The sequence below is a fragment of the Paenibacillus jilunlii genome (assembly GCF_900102965.1).
Lineage (GTDB): Bacteria > Bacillota > Bacilli > Paenibacillales > Paenibacillaceae > Paenibacillus_AQ > Paenibacillus_AQ jilunlii.
Map to the genome: position 1 here is coordinate 132,015 of NZ_FNGM01000003.1, position 16,022 is coordinate 148,036.

Sequence of the window (16,022 nt, forward strand, 5' to 3'; positions counted from 1 at the left end):
GCCCCGGCATGTAAAGGACGGGGTGCCCATGCCATGACAAAAGAGGATGTGCCCGGCCAGCAATCATGAAGGCCGGGCACATCCTCTTTTATTTTAGTAAGCAGATACATTTACTTGTCCTTATCCGGCTCCTACCGGGCTTTAGCCAGTCCGGCATCAATCGCAGCAGTCAGACCCTCATAGGAGGAGTCAGGGAGCAGGACGCCGTCAACCATGAACTTGGGCGTGCCGTTTACTCCATAGGAGCCGGCGATTTTGAAGTCTTCCTTCACATCATACATATAGGTCTGGTTCTTAAGATCCTGCTCGAACTTGGCGTAATCAATGCCTTCGATATTCTTTTTGACGAAGTTCAGGATGAATTTCTGGGTCGCCCATATCTTGCTCTCATCCCCTTGGTTCTCGTACAGCTTATGCATATACTCCCAGAACTTCTCATTGCTCTGTTTGTAGATGGCTTCACCGGCACTGGCGGCAAGATAGGAGTCACGGTCGAGAAAGGCGTAATTCATGAAGTATAGCTGTACTTTGCCGGTATCCACATAATCCTTGATGAAGGTGTCCAGATAGGCTGCGGTCCATTTTTTGCAGGCAGGGCATTTGAAATCAGCGAATTCAATGACCTTCACCTTGGCATTTTCGCTGCCCAGATGCGGCTGCTTCTCGTATTTCAGCCCGTCAACAACGATGGTTCCTTTGACATCCGTGTAGTTCGGGAGATCGTCGAGCTCGGCCGTTTCACTGGCGGTGCCTTTGGTTGTGACAAAGACAAGGACTCCAATGAGCAGAACGAGAACGACTCCGAGCAGCATCGGCAATAATCGTCTGTTGCCCTCTGAGGTGTTGGGATTTGCTTTCTTGTTCATTGCTGACCTCCTGCGTGATATGAAATCTACTCACATAGTATAATCACACCCGCAGCAGGCTGAATATGTCATTTGTAACAAGCCATGAAGAAGCGCATCACCCGTGATTTTTGTACAGGGCAGCAGAGCGGATGACCGGCGGCACCTCGCTGATGGAGGTGATCGTCTGAACGGACTGCTGCATCTCGCGCTGGAGCTCAATGAGGTTGTAGAGCCATTCATTTTGCTGCTTCAGGTAGATGCTGTTAATGCCGGCAGTCAAGGCTGGAAGCACATCCGTACGGAGGGAATTGCCGATCATCCATGTGTTTTTGCGGTCAAAGCTATGCGTGTTCAGGATATTCTCCAGTGCCTCCACATTTTTGTGCTGGCGGATGTAGATCCGGTCGTCAAAATAAACGTCAAGCTTCATTTGTTCGATTTTGCGCTGCTGGATGGTATCATCCCCGCCGGTGTAGAGGTACAGCGCATGTCCGTCCTGCTTCAAAGTGTCCAGCGTCTCCACCATACCGGGGTAGGCCTCGACCTCCTGATCGTAGACGCTCAATCCGAGCTTCATCAGCTGTTGTTCATGATAAGGATCAGCAGGCTGATTGTATTTGGTGCAAAAGAAACGGTAGGTCGCAATGAGGGATTTCGGAAAATTATCGCTGGCGAGCCCGCTTGTGCTTACGGTTTGCACATCAATTTCTACCTGTTTGCTGCGGAATTCGGCGGTTGTCCCGCCATATTCACCAAACCATTCGGACATCAGCTCGAAATATTGCCCCAGAATAAGGTCGAAATATTTATTGCAATGCACCAGGGTGTCATCAAGATCAAAAATCACTTGCTGTGTCAAATATTTCATAATGCTCACTCCTAATAAGTATCTATGTCTGAATTATTATATACGAATATAGGACTCCAGGAACATCTGAAGTTCCGAAGCACCGTCAGGTCTGATGCTGTAGCGCTCGGTGCCTTCTCCCCGCAAATGTACCCGCAGGAGGCCGGCGACGCGCAGAATGAGCAGATGGTGCATCAGCATTTCCCTCGTTTGGCTCAGCTCCGACTGCATCTCCCACATCGTCTTAGGCTCATGGGCGATAAAGCGCAGCATACGCAGCCGGGTCGGGTCGGAGAGGGCTTTGGTTAAGCGGAGCAGCACGGTAGGCGGCTCGTCTTCACTGTCCTGAGGCACATCGACAGGATATTGTACCAGCATCAATCTTTTATAGAAGCAATAGGTATTGATCGGCCGGTTGTGGACAGTGGGCAGCAGAACTATGGTCTCCAGCTCCGGAATATCCTCGATGACCATGCCGCCGGAGGCATATTCAATGAGAGCGACGATATCCATTTTGCTCTCCAGCATTTTTTTCTCCGAGGCGTCTTCGATCATCAGCGGCAGCATCCTTTGCTCCGTATGGCGGAAATACTGGTCGTACCAGAGCCGCAGCAGCGGAGTGTAGCCGTATTTGATCCGGGCGCATTCTTCCAGGGTGAACGATTCGAAAAAAGGTGCAGTACGCTCAAAGCATTCCTCCAGCGGACAGGCCTCCAGCTCATCCAGGAATTGGGTGACCTTCGAAGCCGGGCCTCTGTTGTACGCCCATGCGTAGAGCACATCATAGTCGCTAAAGGGCCATTCGGCAGCCTGGCGCAGTACAGAAATCTGCTGCGGGGCGATGCGGCTGTCGACATCGCGGATCCAATCGGGTCCGATGTCCAGATTGGAGATCCATTTTCTGGTTACATATAACATAAAACTGTCCAGCAGTTCGTATACCGGTGATACATCAATTTCTAATTTATAGTTCACGAGCTTGCACCCCCAGGAAATCGGTCACTTCTATATATTATCTCTTGTTTTGAAGAAGGTTGTCCACTATAATGTTCGGTGTTTGCCAGGGCGTGTAAGTTTCCGTAATCTAGAAATACATAGGAGGATTCATTCGTGCCAGACAGTACCGCTACCTCTGTGAACCAGAGCAGTAAACTTAATTACTTCATTCTGATTACCGTTATTATTGCCGCGGGGCTCAGCCAAGGCTTGCTGCTGCCGGTATTATCCATCCTGCTGGAGCAAAAGGGGATCTCGTCCTCGCTGAACGGCCTGAATGCCGCCGCTCTGTATGTAGGCTCGTTCGCGATGACGCTGGTGGCGGAACGGATTCTCAGCGGGATTGGTTTTAAAAAATTGATCGCAGCCGGGGTTAGCCTTGTACTGGTGTCGCTCCTTTTATTTCCGCTGCTTCCTGGGGTCAAAGCCTGGTTTCTGCTGCGCCTGCTGGTTGGCGTGGGGGACTCGGCCATCAATTATGCTGCCCAGCTCTGGGTGCTGCTGATGACGCCTGCCGCGCACCGTGGCCGCAATCTCTCCCTGTACGGGATGTCTTACGGGCTCGGCTTCAGCCTCGGGCCGCTTGGCATAAGCCTGCTCCGGTTCGGGCAGGCGGCGCCTTTTGCGGCTATTGCTCTGCTGTTCCTGCTTGTGCTGCTCCTCGTGCTGCTCAAGCTCCCGGACTCCCGTCCGGACAAGGTAGAACATGGGGAAGGCCAGGCCCGCCGGTTCGCCCGCAGCTACAGTCTGGCATGGTATGCGCTGATCCCGGCACTTTTATACGGGTATATGGAAGCAAGCCTGAACAGCAACTTCCCGGTATACGGGCTGCGCATCGGCTTCAGCGCCAATGAGATCGCAGCACTGCTGCCGTTCGCAGGGATTGGAGGACTGCTGCTGCAGATGCCGTTAGGCATCTGGAGCGACCGTTACGGCCGGAAGAAAATTCTGATTGTCTCCGGGGTGGGCGGAGGTTTGGCGTTTGCCCTTCTGCCGCTGGCGCAAGACCGGTTCCTATGGACCCTGGCCGTGCTCATGGCAGCCGGCGGGCTTGTAGGCTCCTTTTTCTCGCTGGGCCTCAGCTATGCAGCAGATATCCTGCCGCGCAATCTGCTGCCAGCCGCCAATGTAGTTTCTTCATTCCATTACAGTTTCGGCAGTATTATCGGACCGGGCCTCGGCGGTCTGCTGCTGCAATTCGGCTGGGGCGGCGGGGTATTTCTCCTGATGGGCATTTTATATATTTTGTTCGGCCTGGCCGGGTTATTATTCTCGCCACGCCAGACGATTTGAGGTAAGATAAGAACGAGTGCTCGCATGGAATTTGATCCCGCTTTCAGAGTAAACTATAGAGTAGAGATGAAGACAGGGAGAGGCTGAACTATGATCACAGTTGAACATTTGGCCAAAGCAGTTGGGGAAGACAAAATTCCGGTACTGCAGGATATTGGCTTTCAATTAGAAGAAGGTGAATTGGTAGTGCTGCTCGGAGCGAGCGGAAGCGGGAAGTCAACGCTGCTGCGCTGCCTGGCGCTCAAGGAGAAATGGGACCGCGGCAACTTCAGGGTAGATGGAATGGATATTATGAAAAGCGCCTTTGCCGGTAAACGCAAGATCAGCCGTGAATGGGCGTACCTTGAACAGAATGCGGAGCTGAACCCGAACCGGACGGCGCTTAAGAATGTGCTGATCGGCCAGTCTTCGCAGACCCCGCTGTGGCGGATGGTGACCGGGATGGTGCGGTCGGATGATTACATGGGCGCAATGGACCAGCTTGATTTGCTCGGCCTGCTCGACAAGGCTAAGCTGAAGACCAGCCAGCTCAGCGGGGGAGAACGCCAGCGCGTGGCTATTGCCCGCGCATTAGTGCATGGAGCCAAGGTTATACTGGCAGATGAGCCGGTTACCGGCCTTGATCCCAAATCGGCGGAAAATGTGCTGGAGACACTGCGCAAACTGTGCAAGGAAACCGGGCTTACGGTCATTACCGTGATCCCGATCGAGCTGGCGGAGCGTTACGCCACCCGGATCTGGGTGCTCGATGACGGAAGAATCAAACATGATGTAAAGGGCCGCAGACTGACTTCTCAGGAGCGCGCCCGGCTGTAATGTACCGAACTGAAGGCAACCGGGAGAGAGTGATGAAGTTGAGTAGACAAGTTCTGAAGCGCCTGGCGGCGGTGTCATTGTCACTGTCTGTGCTGTCGGGCTGCACCTTCATCAGCGATCCTGTTTCGAAGATGAGGGCGCCCCAGCTGTCCGCCGATAAGGCGTCATTGAAGACAGCGATCAATACCCTGAAGCCTGCCGGCTCCACGCTGATCCGGCCGGCCAATAATGATGACAGCGCCATTTTTACAGAGGATCTGGACAATGACGGCATCATGGAGACGCTCGTTTTCTATCTGACGAAGAATGAAACGGTGCAGATTCACGGCATGATCCTGGAGAAGCACGATAAAGCCTGGGTGAAAAAGCTGGTGTTTGACGGCAATGGAACCGGACTGGACTCTGTGAATATTCAGGATGTTACAGGTGACGGCAAGCTGGATATCATTGCAGGCTATTCGCGCGGGGAAGAAAAAGGCATGGTGGTATACAGCTATTCAGACGGTGTTCTGGAGGAGATGCTGACTCAGCCCTACACCAAATATTTGCTGGACGATCTGAACGAAGATGGTATTCAAGACATCACCGTTGTGAATTTCAAACGCAATGAATTTGCCACGATTGCAACCTATCAGTACAGCGACGGGTTCAAGGTTCTGGATGAACTGGATGATCTGGATCCGTATTTTAATAATTATTACAATATTGTCTCAGGAAAAGTAGCCGAACATAAAGAAGGTATCATATTGGACGCTGCGGTTGATTCCCATTCGGCCTACTCAACCATGGTAGTGATGGAGAACAACAAGCTGCGTGTGGTTGTTCCGGGGGACGCCAGAACCTTCAAGGAGCGCAAGATTGTCAGTGAAGACATCGACGGGGACGGCATCTTGGAGATCGGTCTGCTCGAGCCTCCCAAGGGCTGGGAATACTTCGATCCGCAGACCATTCCGTATTTTAATTCCTATTATAAATGGGATGGCAAGAATGGACTTACCTTCTCCGACCAGCTGTACCAGGACCCGTCGGACCGGTTCACCCTTAACATTTTACCGAAATGGTATGAGAAGGTGACGGTTGACACCAAGTCCGTCCAGGATAAATATTTAAGGTTCATCATGCTGGACACTGGAGAGACGGTGGCTGAGGTTTCTTTCTTTACTCCTGCAGAATGGGACCGGGAGAAAAATGAAGGCTGGGAGATGCTCGGAAGCGATTTGGACAAAATTATCGGCTACCGGGGAGAACTGGAGCAGAATACAAGCGGGGGAGACAGCAACAAAATCACCTCGCCTATTGAGAGGAAGGGAATCGATGAGTAAAGTACTGATCCTGGAGGATGAAGAATCCATCCGGAGTTTTATTGTGATTAACCTTAAGCGCAACGGGTTTGAGGTGCTGGAGGCTGCAGACGGAAACGAGGCGCTGCACAAGCTGACCACGGTGCCCGATATTGATATCGCACTGCTGGATGTAATGGTGCCGGGGATCGACGGATTTGAGGTATGCAGACGCATCAGAGAGACCAATGAACGGCTGGGGATTATTTTTCTGACCGCGAAGGTTCAGGAGCAGGACAAAGTCTATGCCCTTTCGGTAGGAGCGGATGACCATGTAAGCAAACCGTTCAGCCCTACAGAGCTGATCGCCCGCATTCAATCCCTGCTCCGCCGGGTCAATGTGCACCGGGAGCAGTCAGCCAAGGTTTCTTTTCAATCCGGGCCGTTTACGCTCGACCTGATTTCCAAGCAGTTCAAACGCAGCGGAGAGGCGATTGAGCTGACCCCGACTGAATTTTCACTGGTGCAATATTTCCTGGAGATGGAGAATACCCCGCTCAGCCGTGATTCACTGCTTGATCATGTCTGGGGCAAGGAATATATGGGCGATCCCAAAATAGTGGATGTTAATATCCGCCGGCTGCGGCAAAAAATCGAAAATAATCCGTCGGAACCGGAATATCTTCAGACCGTGTGGGGTCACGGCTATAAGTGGAAAGGCCAAGGACAATGATCAAGAAGGGGATGCGCAGACAGATTGTATTGCACTATATTTTTGTCGTCTTTGTGGCGCTTCTCCTCGTTGAGGTTATATTCCTGCTGGCGATCCGGACGTATTATTACGACAGTGTCTACAGTAAAATCACAACGCATATCGGGACGGCAGAGGATTTCCTGAAATATGAGATTTCCGGAGAGCGCTCACCCAATCAACTGCAAAAGCTGCTCGATTTCTTCGAAATGGACTATACGGAACTCCAGGTGCTGACGCAGGATGGGAATATGCTGATCAGTTCCACCGGATTTCAGCCCGACCGCACCATTACGACAAGTGATGTCCCGGAAGCGGTGGGGGGGAGTGTCGGCCGCTGGGTGGGCCGCCAGCCGGGTACGAACGAAAGTGTAATGGCCGTCTCCAAGCTGGTGCATATCAACGGGCGCGAGACGTATGTCATCCGTTACGTTACCTCGATGGAAAGAATCGACAGTGATCTGCTGAACCTGACGCTGGTATCCATTGGGATTGGTTCAGCGGTTATGGCGATTGTCGTTTTGTTCAGCTTCGGTCTGGCGAATTCTATTGTCAAGCCGCTGAAGAATATCACCGCTGTCTCCGCGCAGATGGCGAAGGGCAAATTCACTACCCGCATCAAAGGCGATTACCGCTACGAAATCGGTGATCTGGCTTCGACGCTGAATTATATGGCGGATGAGATTATCCGCAGCAACCAGATCAAGGATGATTTCATTTCCTCCATCTCGCATGAGCTGCGGACTCCGCTTACCAGCATCAAGGGCTGGAGCGAAACGCTCGTATCCGGCGGTTATGATCCGGAGGAAACCAAGCTGGGTATGGAGATCATCTCCAAGGAAAGCGACCGGCTGATCGGGCTGGTGGAAGAAATACTCGACTTCTCTAAGCTGCAGCAGAATGAAATGAAGCTGTCCATGGGACGTGTGGATATCAAAGTGCTGCTGCAGGAGACCATTCTGAATATCTGGGCCAAAGCAGAGAAAAAACGGATTCACCTGCTGTTGGAATGTGACGAGACATTCTTTATCAAGGCCGATGCCAACCGGTTGAAGCAAGTGTTCCTTAATCTGGTGGACAACGCTGTGAAGTTTTCTCCCGAGGATTCAAGCATCGTCCTGTCTGCACACCGGCTGCCAGGCAGTGAACTTGCGGTTATTGTGCGGGACAGCGGGATAGGCATCAGTGAGGCCCATCTCGGCAGAGTGCGCGACCGCTTCTTCCAGGTGGATGCCCTGAATGGGGGAACAGGCTTGGGGCTCGCGATCTCACAGCAAATTGTTGAGCTGCATGGCGGCAAGCTGGAAATGGACAGCGAGCTTGGCAAGGGGACACAGGTGACTGTGATTTTGCCGATGACGGAGGAGCAGGCACCGGAAGCTTCTAAGGAAGAAAAACCGCTCTAGCCCAAACACTGGACTGGAGACAAAATAAGGGATGAGGAAACTGTCAATAACAGCTTCTTCATCCCTTATTCCGGTTGGAGCGATATTCGTTTTAAGAAGGAAGCCCTTCCGCACGCAGACGTCCGGTTTTCTCGTAGACCTCCTGCAGAAGACGGGAAGGCTGGGTCTTAATGACCGGCTTGGCGGCAACGATCTCATGCGGGCCGACAACGACGATGTTGTCCGGACTGCCCTTGATCACGGCCCCGTCCTTAATGACAGCCCCTTCACCGATAATGGCATTCTCAATCAGCACGCCACGTCCGATTCTTACCCCGGGCATAATGACACTCTGTTTCACCAGACTCAGCTTGCCGACTTCAACTCCGCCAAAGACGACCGAACGGTTCAGGCTGCCCTCCAGCAGGCAGGAATCATTCACAAGACTGTCAGCAGAAGGCAGTTGAACCCGTGGTTTATGCACCGGCTTCGTCCGGCGGGCCCGGCTGTACATCGGCCAGCGGGAGTTGTCGAGCTTGAAGCCGTTGCCTTCGTGCAGCAGATCCATATGAGCTTCCCACAGGCTGTCAACCGTCCCTACATCCCGCCAATACCCCTGAAAACGGTAGGCGAACAGAGCTTCGTTGCCATCCAGCATCGTTGGAATGACATCCTTGCCAAAATCATGGCTGGAGGCGGAATCGGCGGCATCCAGCAGCAGATGCTCCTTGAGGTATTTCCATTCAAATAAGTAAATACCCATCGAAGCAAGGTTGCTCTTAGGAACCTTGGGTTTTTCGGCAAATTCTGAGATTTTAAGCTCATCATTCACGTTCATTACCCCGAAACGGCTGGCCTGATCCCAAGGCACTTCCATAACGGAGATGGTAGCTTTTGCATTTTTGCTAATATGATAATTGAGCATTTTCCGGTAATTCATATGGTAAATATGATCCGCCGACAAAATAAGGACATGTTCTGGGTTGTGGCTGTCAATAAATTCAATATTTTTATAAATGGCATCGGCTGTTCCTGTGTAGCTGTCTCTGCCTTCAACGCCGGAGGGAAGCAGCTTCACTCCTTTGCCCGACTGGGTATGGAGACCCCATGGCTCACCTTCGCCAATATGATGATGCAAGGAATTGGCTTCATACTGAGTCAATACCCCTACAGTATCAATATTGGAATTTACACAATTGCTGAGGGGAAAGTCAATGATTCTATACTGTCCTCCGAAAGGGACTGCAGGCTTAGCCATGGTGGAAGTCAAGGGGGCGAGTCTGCGTCCTTCCCCTCCTGCCAGCAGCATGGCGATACATTCTTTTTTACTCATTTGTTATCCCTCCCATTTTTTTGTCAATGCTTGTAATATACACGCTGCGCAAGCACTTGAAACGCATAGGTGAAATATATTGCCCTGCTTCTGTAAAAATTACATTCATTACTTTCTTTATTTTTCAGAACCCGAAAATCTGCCCAAAATCATTTTCAAAACCTCCACATTCGGGTAATGTTAAAGGTGCATCCTATATACTAAGGTGGTGATGATTTGGCCAATACATCAACAACAGTTAACCTCCCGTCATCTGATGATATTTATCTGTTCCATGAGGGCACGAATTATCGCAGCTATACGATGCTGGGCGCGCACATTGCCGCTGAAGAAGGAATACCGGGCGTACGCTTTACCGTGTGGGCTCCTCATGCGACATATGTAGGACTGGCTGGTAATCATAACGGCTGGGATGGGACCGAAGACGTGGACTCGTTATATAAGATACCCGATTCAGGATTTTGGAGTCGTTTTTTTCCGGGAATGAAAGCGGGAACTTTTTACAAATACAGGATTGTGGGCCCAGACGGCTCAAACTTTCTCAAAGCTGATCCTTATGCCTTCCAGGCAGAGGTACGTCCGGCGACGGCTTCCATTGTGGCTGATCTGAACGGCTATGTGTGGGGGGATGCGGCCTGGCGCCGGCGGAGCAAGGCTCCTTATAACGCGCCTTTGAATATTTATGAAATGCATTTTGGGACCTGGCGCCAGAAGGAAGACGGCGGATTATACACTTACCGGGAGATGAGTGAGCTGCTGATTCCCTACTTGGCCGAAATGAGCTATACCCATGTTGAGTTCATGCCGCTGGCCGAGCATCCCTACGATTTATCCTGGGGCTATCAAGGCACAGGCTATTTTGCTGCAACCAGCCGCTATGGAAAACCGCAGGATTTGATGTTTCTGATCGACAAGCTGCATCAGGCAGGGATTGGCGTGCTGCTGGACTGGGTGCCGGCTCATTTTGCCAAAGATGCCCATGGTCTGAGAATGTTCGACGGAACGCCGCTGTATGAATACGCTGACCCCATGCTGGCGGAGAAGCCGGGCTGGGGGACATTGTCTTTTGATTTCAGCAAACCGGAAATTTCCTCCTTTCTGATATCGAATGCGCTGTTCTGGTTCGAGATGTTCCATATTGACGGGATGCGGGTAGATGCGGTCACCAGTATGCTCAGACTGGATTTTGAGAAGAAAGGGCATGAGTACCGCAGAAATGCCAACGGGGGGCTGGAGAATCTGGAAGCCATCCAGTTTATCCAGCGGCTCAATAAGACGATTTTTCATTATTATCCCAAAGCGTTGATGATGGCAGAGGAGTCCAGCGCCTGGCCGGGGGTGACAGCACCGGTGCATGAGGGGGGACTGGGGTTCAACTACAAATGGAACATGGGCTGGATGAATGACACACTCGGCTACATAGAACATGATTTCGGGGCAAGGCCCTATCATCACAATTTGCTGACCTTTCCCATCTGTTATGCCTACTCCGAAAATTACACCCTTCCGCTGTCCCACGACGAGGTGGTGCATGGCAAGAAGTCGCTGCTGGACAAAATGCCCGGCACCTATGAGCAGAAATTCGCCGGACTTCGCCTGCTTCTGGGCTACCATATCAGCCATCCCGGCAAAAAGCTCCTGTTCATGGGAGGAGAGTTTGGCCAGTTTATCGAATGGAAGGATCAAGACCAGCTGGATTGGCTGCTGCTCGATTATGAAAGCCACCGCCGGATGCTGGCGTTCACTGCAGCGCTGAATAAGCTCTACGTGAATGAAAAAGCGCTGTGGGAGCTTGACCATGAGCTGGAAGGATATCAGTGGATCGATGCCGATGACAGCGGCCAGAGTATCGTTTCCTATATCCGCAGGGGCAAAAGGCCTGTCGATACGCTGCTCATTATAATCAACTTCCAGCCGGTGGAGCGGCAAATGTACCGGCTCGGAGTCCCGCGTCCGGGGACATATGAAGAGCTGTTCAGTTCCGAAAATACGGACTTTGGCGGTTCCGGTGTGCATAACGCCCCGATGAAGAGCAGCAAAACAGAATGGCACAACCAGGTGAACAGCATTGAACTGACCATTCCTCCGCTAAGCTTTCTGGTGCTGAAAAAAGCAGGCCGCAAGGCGGTAAAATAGGAATCGCAGTCCATACACATAAGGGGGATTTCGAGAGATGAAGGTTTTATTTGCTGCAGCCGAAGCTCATCCGTTCGTCAAAACAGGAGGGCTGGCCGATGTCATTGGAGCTTTGCCCAAAGCGCTGAAAGGCGAAGGTGTGGATGTGCGGGTCATTTTGCCGAAATACAGGGGAATTCCGGAGAAATTTGTCTCACAAATGGAGCATGTTGCGGCTCTGACAGTGCCGGTCGGCTGGCGTAACCAATATTGCGGCATTGAACGGATTGTATATGACGGCATTCCCGTTTACTTTATCGATAACGAATATTATTTTGGGCGGGATGGCATTTACGGTTACATGGACGATGGAGAGCGTTTTTCGTTTTTTAACCGGGCGGTGCTGGAGTGTCTGGAGACGCTTGATTTCCAGCCTGATGTGCTGCATTGCCATGACTGGCATGCCGCAGTGATCCCGATGCTGCTGCAGGCCCATTACCGCCATAACCCGTTTTACAGTGAAATCCGGACCGTATTTACCATTCATAATCTGCTGTATCAGGGAGTATTCCCTTACTCCGTGCTCGGTGAGCTGCTGGGTCTGGATGACAGCTATTTCCTGGGCGTTGAGTATTACGGCAATGTGAATTTCATGAAGGCGGGCATCGTCTACAGCGATCACATCACTACCGTCAGCCCGACTTATTCTGAAGAAATCCGTACAGCATATTACGGCTATGGACTGGATGGTCTGCTCTCCTCACGGGCGGATAGTCTGAGCGGGATTGTTAACGGCATTGACACCAAGATCTACAATCCGGCCAGCGATCCGCAGATCTATACCCGCTACCGTACCAATCTGGCCAAAAAAGCGGAGAATAAAATTGCCCTTCAGCAGGAGCTGGGACTGCCGGTGGCCCCATACATTCCGCTGGTTGCGATGGTCACGCGTCTCGTCGACTCCAAAGGCCTGGACCTGCTAACCCGTGTGCTGGATGAGCTGCTCTATTATGATGATATTCAATTTGTCCTGCTGGGGACCGGGGATGAAGTCTATGAACGCTGGTTCCGGGAGGCCCAGTGGCGTTACCCGACCAAGCTGTCCTCGCAGATTCTGTTCAGTGACGCGCTGTCCCGCAAAATTTATGCAGCAAGCGATCTGTTCCTCATGCCGTCCAAATTCGAGCCTTGCGGGATCGGCCAGCTCCTGGCCCTGCGTTACGGCAGTATTCCGGTCGTCCGGGAAACCGGGGGGCTGAATGATACCGTTCATGCCTACAATGAGGTAACCGGAGAGGGCAACGGCTTCACCTTCAAGGATTACAACGCCCACGACATGATGTACACGCTCCGCCGGGCGGTATCCTTCTACCACAAGCCCGAGCACTGGAAAAAAGTGACCAAAAATGCGTTTGCCGGTGATTACAGCTGGAATGTATCAGCACAGCAGTATATGGAAATCTATAACCGCATTTTGGAATACGTATAGAACAGCAGCCTTATAAAGGCAGAGAAAAGGACGTTTGGCAGATCAGAAGATCTTGCTGAACGTCCTTTGTGCTAATCAGGACAACTTTGGATTTCTCAAATGATATAAGCAGTGGAGGAAAGTAGGGCTCCATTTACGGAGTGTAGCGGACAGAGGAGCTTTATTTTGCGGAAAAGTCTGCTTTTCGGCGGATTCAGACTAACCACACGATGTGGGCAGAGTTGCGCAGGCCGGTTGACCCGGAAACAACGGCAGAAATGCTGATGTTGAAGCGGAGCAGGCTGGTTGGCCTGGAAACAGCGGCAGAAATGCCGTTGTTGAAGCGGCGATGCCAGTTTGCCCGTATCTTGGAACCTATAGAGGTGAGGGATCAGGCGGTCTAGATATCCTGATTCCCACTAGCGCCTGCTCACCAGCTTCTTCGCAAGTTTTAGTTGGAAAAAGGGAGCTTAATTCTCCCCAAAATCAAGAATTATGAGATTTAAGTGGAAAATGGGAACTTAAATGGCCATATTCCCTCTTTAGGGACGAGATGAGCTGAATTAGTTACCCTTTTTCCACTTAACCTGCGGAGAATAGGGTGCCGGGGCAGATTAGTTTCCTTTTTTCCACTTGGAGTTGCCGAAGGGCTCATGGGGAGGCATACGGTATCTTGTTGAGGAAGCCGAAGGCGTTGCTGCTTGTTTTAACCCAAGTCCCGGCTGAGAATCCGGTACCCGAAAGGGTCGAGCGAGATATGCATCATTCCTTCTTCCGGTGCAACCGGGTCTCCGGTCAAGGCATCCTGCCAATCATCGGTTTCCATCGGGTGGCTGAGGATGCGGGGCACCGGCGAATTGTTCATCCATACGGTAAAATGAATCACTTCATCCGCACGCTCATAGACGATGCACGGGTCATTCTCACACGCCTGCAGGATACGGAAGCGGCCTTCACGCAGCGCTTTGTTGTGCTTGCGCAGGGCAATCATCATCTTATAGAAGTCATACAGCTCGCGGTCCTGGCTTGCTTCATCCCATTCCATACACTTGCGGCAATCGGGATCTTCATGGCCTGTAAGACCAATTTCATCACCATAATAAATACAAGGAGTCCCCATAAAAGTAAAAAGAAAAACAACGGCCAGCTTGAGCCTCCGCTTGTCTTCACCCACTACCGTCAACAGCCGGGGGGTATCATGGCTGCCCAGCATATTGAAGACCACTTCATTGGTCTGCTGCGGATAACGCATGAGTAGGGCACCGATCCGGTGTCCGAAGGTAATGCCGTCCATGCCCCCGTTGAAGAATTCCAATACCGTCCCGGAAAAAGGATAATTCATCACCGAATCGAACTGGTCGCCCAGCAGCCAGGTTAAGGAATCACTCCAAACTTCACCCACAATATAGGCTTCCGGATTGGCTGCTTTGACCACTTTGCGGAAATCACGCCAGAAATGATGATCCACCTCATTAGCAACGTCCAGCCGCCAGCCGTCCGCTTTGATTTCCTTGATCCAGTATTCGGCCACCTCCAGCAGGTAGGTTTTTACCTCATGATTAGCGGTGTTGAACTTCGGCATATTGCCAAAAAAACCGAAGGTGTCATACGCAGGAATACCGTCGACAATTTCGGCCGGGAAGGAGTTGATATGGAACCAGTCCTTATATACGGAGTACTCCCCCTTCTCCAGAACATCCTGAAACGGCGGAAACTGGTCGCTGCAATGATTGAACACGGCGTCCAGCATCACGCGGATTCCTCTTGTGTGGCATTCCCCGACAACGGTTTTGAGCAGCTCATTATCGCCAAAATGAGGATCGACCCTTTTATAATCCACGATATCGTATTTATGGTTGGAAGGGGAAACGAACAGAGGGGTAAAATAAACGGCATTGATCCCGAGTTCCTGCAGATCGTCCAAATGGTCCAGCACGCCCTGCAGATCTCCGCCAAAAAAATTATTCAGCTGCGGCGTCCCGCCCCATGGCTCTGTCCCCTCCGGGTCATTCGATGGATCGCCGTTGGCGAACCGCTCCGTCATGATCTGGTAGAACACCGCATCCTTGGCCCAGTTCGGCACCTGGAACAAATCGATTTGGTGTATGTAGGGGAACTCATAATAGTGGTTGGGGGGAGCCGGGTATTCCGTCCGGATACCGTTGTCAAGCAGATATACACTTTCATTGCCTTTGCTCACACGGAAGGTGTAGCTTAGACGCTTATATTTAGGCCGGACCGCAGCTTCCCAGTAATCGAACTTGTCGTCCGAGGCTGCTTTGTCCATCATGATATCGTAAGAGGTGTCTTTCCAATTGTACTTATCCCCGGTAAGCGCGGCTACACAGTCCACATCATCCCGTTTGGTGCGAACACGCAGATGTATAGTCTGTGCATCGTAGGCATAAGCCCATTTGTCACGGGGAACATGGTACATAGCTTCCAAAAGCATGATTGCACCTCCTAAAAGTTTTGTGAGCTTTGGCATCCAGAGATTGCTTCGTACAAAACTTGCTTCGTAAGCATAGGCTTAGTTTTGTGAGCATTGGCACCCAGAGATTGCTTCGTACAAAACTTGCTTCGTAAGCATAGACTCCCTGAATCACTCAGTCATAACTCCTGCTTCAAATGCATAAGCTAAGGTTTTGTGGGTCTTTTAGCATGTTAATACCCCCCACTGTGAGCGCATGAACCATTTTGTTATTCCGGGATCAATTGGAGATAGTACATAGTATATACTTTGTTAAAAAGGATGTGCAAAATGAAAGGGTAAAAGCTGTCAAGCATCAGCGTGAGTTTCTGCCGCAATTTTACAGTCTTTGTCACAAATTTGTCTTTGCATATTCATGCGTGTTGATTTATAATAAATCGGTCAATGGCACAACTAGAG

General features: G+C 51.3%; 12 protein-coding genes. 7 read left to right on the forward strand and 5 right to left on the reverse strand.

Annotated features, from left to right (window positions below):
* Window positions 1-131: 131 nt before the first annotated feature.
* From BLQ82_RS07705 to BLQ82_RS07715, 3 genes are all read right to left on the reverse strand, one after another.
* Window positions 132-866 carry a DsbA family protein gene (locus BLQ82_RS07705; protein ID WP_062528448.1) on the reverse strand — a complete coding sequence of 245 codons (735 nt, stop codon included), beginning with the start codon at window positions 864-866 and terminating at the stop codon, window positions 132-134.
* A 97-nt stretch (window positions 867-963) separates the two neighbouring features.
* Entirely contained in the window at window positions 964-1,716 is a 753-nt protein-coding gene (locus BLQ82_RS07710; RefSeq protein WP_062528447.1) for an HAD family hydrolase, read from the reverse strand.
* 36 nt (window positions 1,717-1,752) lie between these two features.
* Complete coding sequence (locus BLQ82_RS07715) at window positions 1,753-2,670, reverse strand: ArsR/SmtB family transcription factor (RefSeq protein WP_062528446.1); 918 nt, start codon at window positions 2,668-2,670, stop codon at window positions 1,753-1,755.
* 159 nt (window positions 2,671-2,829) lie between these two features.
* Here BLQ82_RS07715 and BLQ82_RS07720 point away from each other — a divergent pair, with 159 nt between their 5' ends.
* The 5 genes from BLQ82_RS07720 (at window position 2,830) to BLQ82_RS07740 (ending at window position 8,237) form a co-directional block, all read left to right on the forward strand.
* Window positions 2,830-3,984 (forward strand): MFS transporter, encoded by a 1,155-nt coding sequence (locus BLQ82_RS07720; protein WP_062528584.1) that lies wholly within the window; start codon window positions 2,830-2,832, stop codon window positions 3,982-3,984.
* Window positions 3,985-4,074: 90 nt separating this feature from the next.
* Window positions 4,075-4,800, forward strand: coding sequence for a phosphonate ABC transporter ATP-binding protein (locus BLQ82_RS07725; RefSeq protein ID WP_062528445.1), 726 nt, complete (start codon window positions 4,075-4,077; stop codon window positions 4,798-4,800).
* 38 nt (window positions 4,801-4,838) lie between these two features.
* Window positions 4,839-6,122, forward strand: a complete 1,284-nt coding sequence (locus BLQ82_RS07730; protein WP_143013373.1) for a hypothetical protein — start codon at window positions 4,839-4,841, stop codon at window positions 6,120-6,122.
* A complete protein-coding gene (locus tag BLQ82_RS07735; protein ID WP_020431216.1) occupies window positions 6,115-6,813 on the forward strand; it encodes a response regulator transcription factor in 699 nt (232 codons plus the stop codon). The genes BLQ82_RS07730 and BLQ82_RS07735 overlap by 8 nt, the downstream gene beginning before the upstream one ends.
* Window positions 6,810-8,237 carry a sensor histidine kinase gene (locus tag BLQ82_RS07740; RefSeq protein ID WP_062528443.1) on the forward strand — a complete coding sequence of 476 codons (1,428 nt, stop codon included), beginning with the start codon at window positions 6,810-6,812 and terminating at the stop codon, window positions 8,235-8,237. The genes BLQ82_RS07735 and BLQ82_RS07740 overlap by 4 nt, the downstream gene beginning before the upstream one ends.
* 91 nt (window positions 8,238-8,328) lie before the next feature.
* On the opposite strand, the gene BLQ82_RS07745 is transcribed toward BLQ82_RS07740, so the two are convergent.
* Window positions 8,329-9,549, reverse strand: coding sequence for a glucose-1-phosphate adenylyltransferase (locus tag BLQ82_RS07745; RefSeq protein ID WP_062528442.1), 1,221 nt, complete (start codon window positions 9,547-9,549; stop codon window positions 8,329-8,331).
* Between the two features lie 216 nt (window positions 9,550-9,765).
* Between BLQ82_RS07745 and glgB the strand changes: the two genes are divergently transcribed.
* Window positions 9,766-11,685, forward strand: coding sequence for a 1,4-alpha-glucan branching protein GlgB (gene glgB, locus BLQ82_RS07750; protein WP_062528441.1), 1,920 nt, complete (start codon window positions 9,766-9,768; stop codon window positions 11,683-11,685).
* A gap of 37 nt (window positions 11,686-11,722) precedes the next feature.
* Window positions 11,723-13,153, forward strand: a complete 1,431-nt coding sequence (gene glgA / locus BLQ82_RS07755; protein WP_062528440.1) for a glycogen synthase GlgA — start codon at window positions 11,723-11,725, stop codon at window positions 13,151-13,153.
* A gap of 685 nt (window positions 13,154-13,838) precedes the next feature.
* Here the strand turns inward: glgA and BLQ82_RS07760 are convergent.
* Window positions 13,839-15,584 (reverse strand): alpha-glycosidase, encoded by a 1,746-nt coding sequence (locus tag BLQ82_RS07760; protein WP_062528439.1) that lies wholly within the window; start codon window positions 15,582-15,584, stop codon window positions 13,839-13,841.
* Window positions 15,585-16,022 lie beyond the last annotated feature (438 nt).

Bases quoted from the DNA above. Each gene is read 5' to 3' on its own strand.
- BLQ82_RS07705 (WP_062528448.1), bottom strand. From the start codon at position 866: ATGAACAAGAAAGCAAATCCCAACACCTCAGAGGGCAACAGACGATTA.
- BLQ82_RS07710 (WP_062528447.1), bottom strand. From the start codon at position 1,716: ATGAAATATTTGACACAGCAAGTGATTTTTGATCTTGATGACACCCTG.
- BLQ82_RS07725 (WP_062528445.1), top strand. From the start codon at position 4,075: ATGATCACAGTTGAACATTTGGCCAAAGCAGTTGGGGAAGACAAAATT.
- BLQ82_RS07735 (WP_020431216.1), top strand. From the start codon at position 6,115: ATGAGTAAAGTACTGATCCTGGAGGATGAAGAATCCATCCGGAGTTTT.
- BLQ82_RS07740 (WP_062528443.1), top strand. From the start codon at position 6,810: ATGATCAAGAAGGGGATGCGCAGACAGATTGTATTGCACTATATTTTT.
- BLQ82_RS07745 (WP_062528442.1), bottom strand. From the start codon at position 9,549: ATGAGTAAAAAAGAATGTATCGCCATGCTGCTGGCAGGAGGGGAAGGA.
- glgA (WP_062528440.1), top strand. From the start codon at position 11,723: ATGAAGGTTTTATTTGCTGCAGCCGAAGCTCATCCGTTCGTCAAAACA.
- BLQ82_RS07760 (WP_062528439.1), bottom strand. From the start codon at position 15,584: ATGCTTTTGGAAGCTATGTACCATGTTCCCCGTGACAAATGGGCTTAT.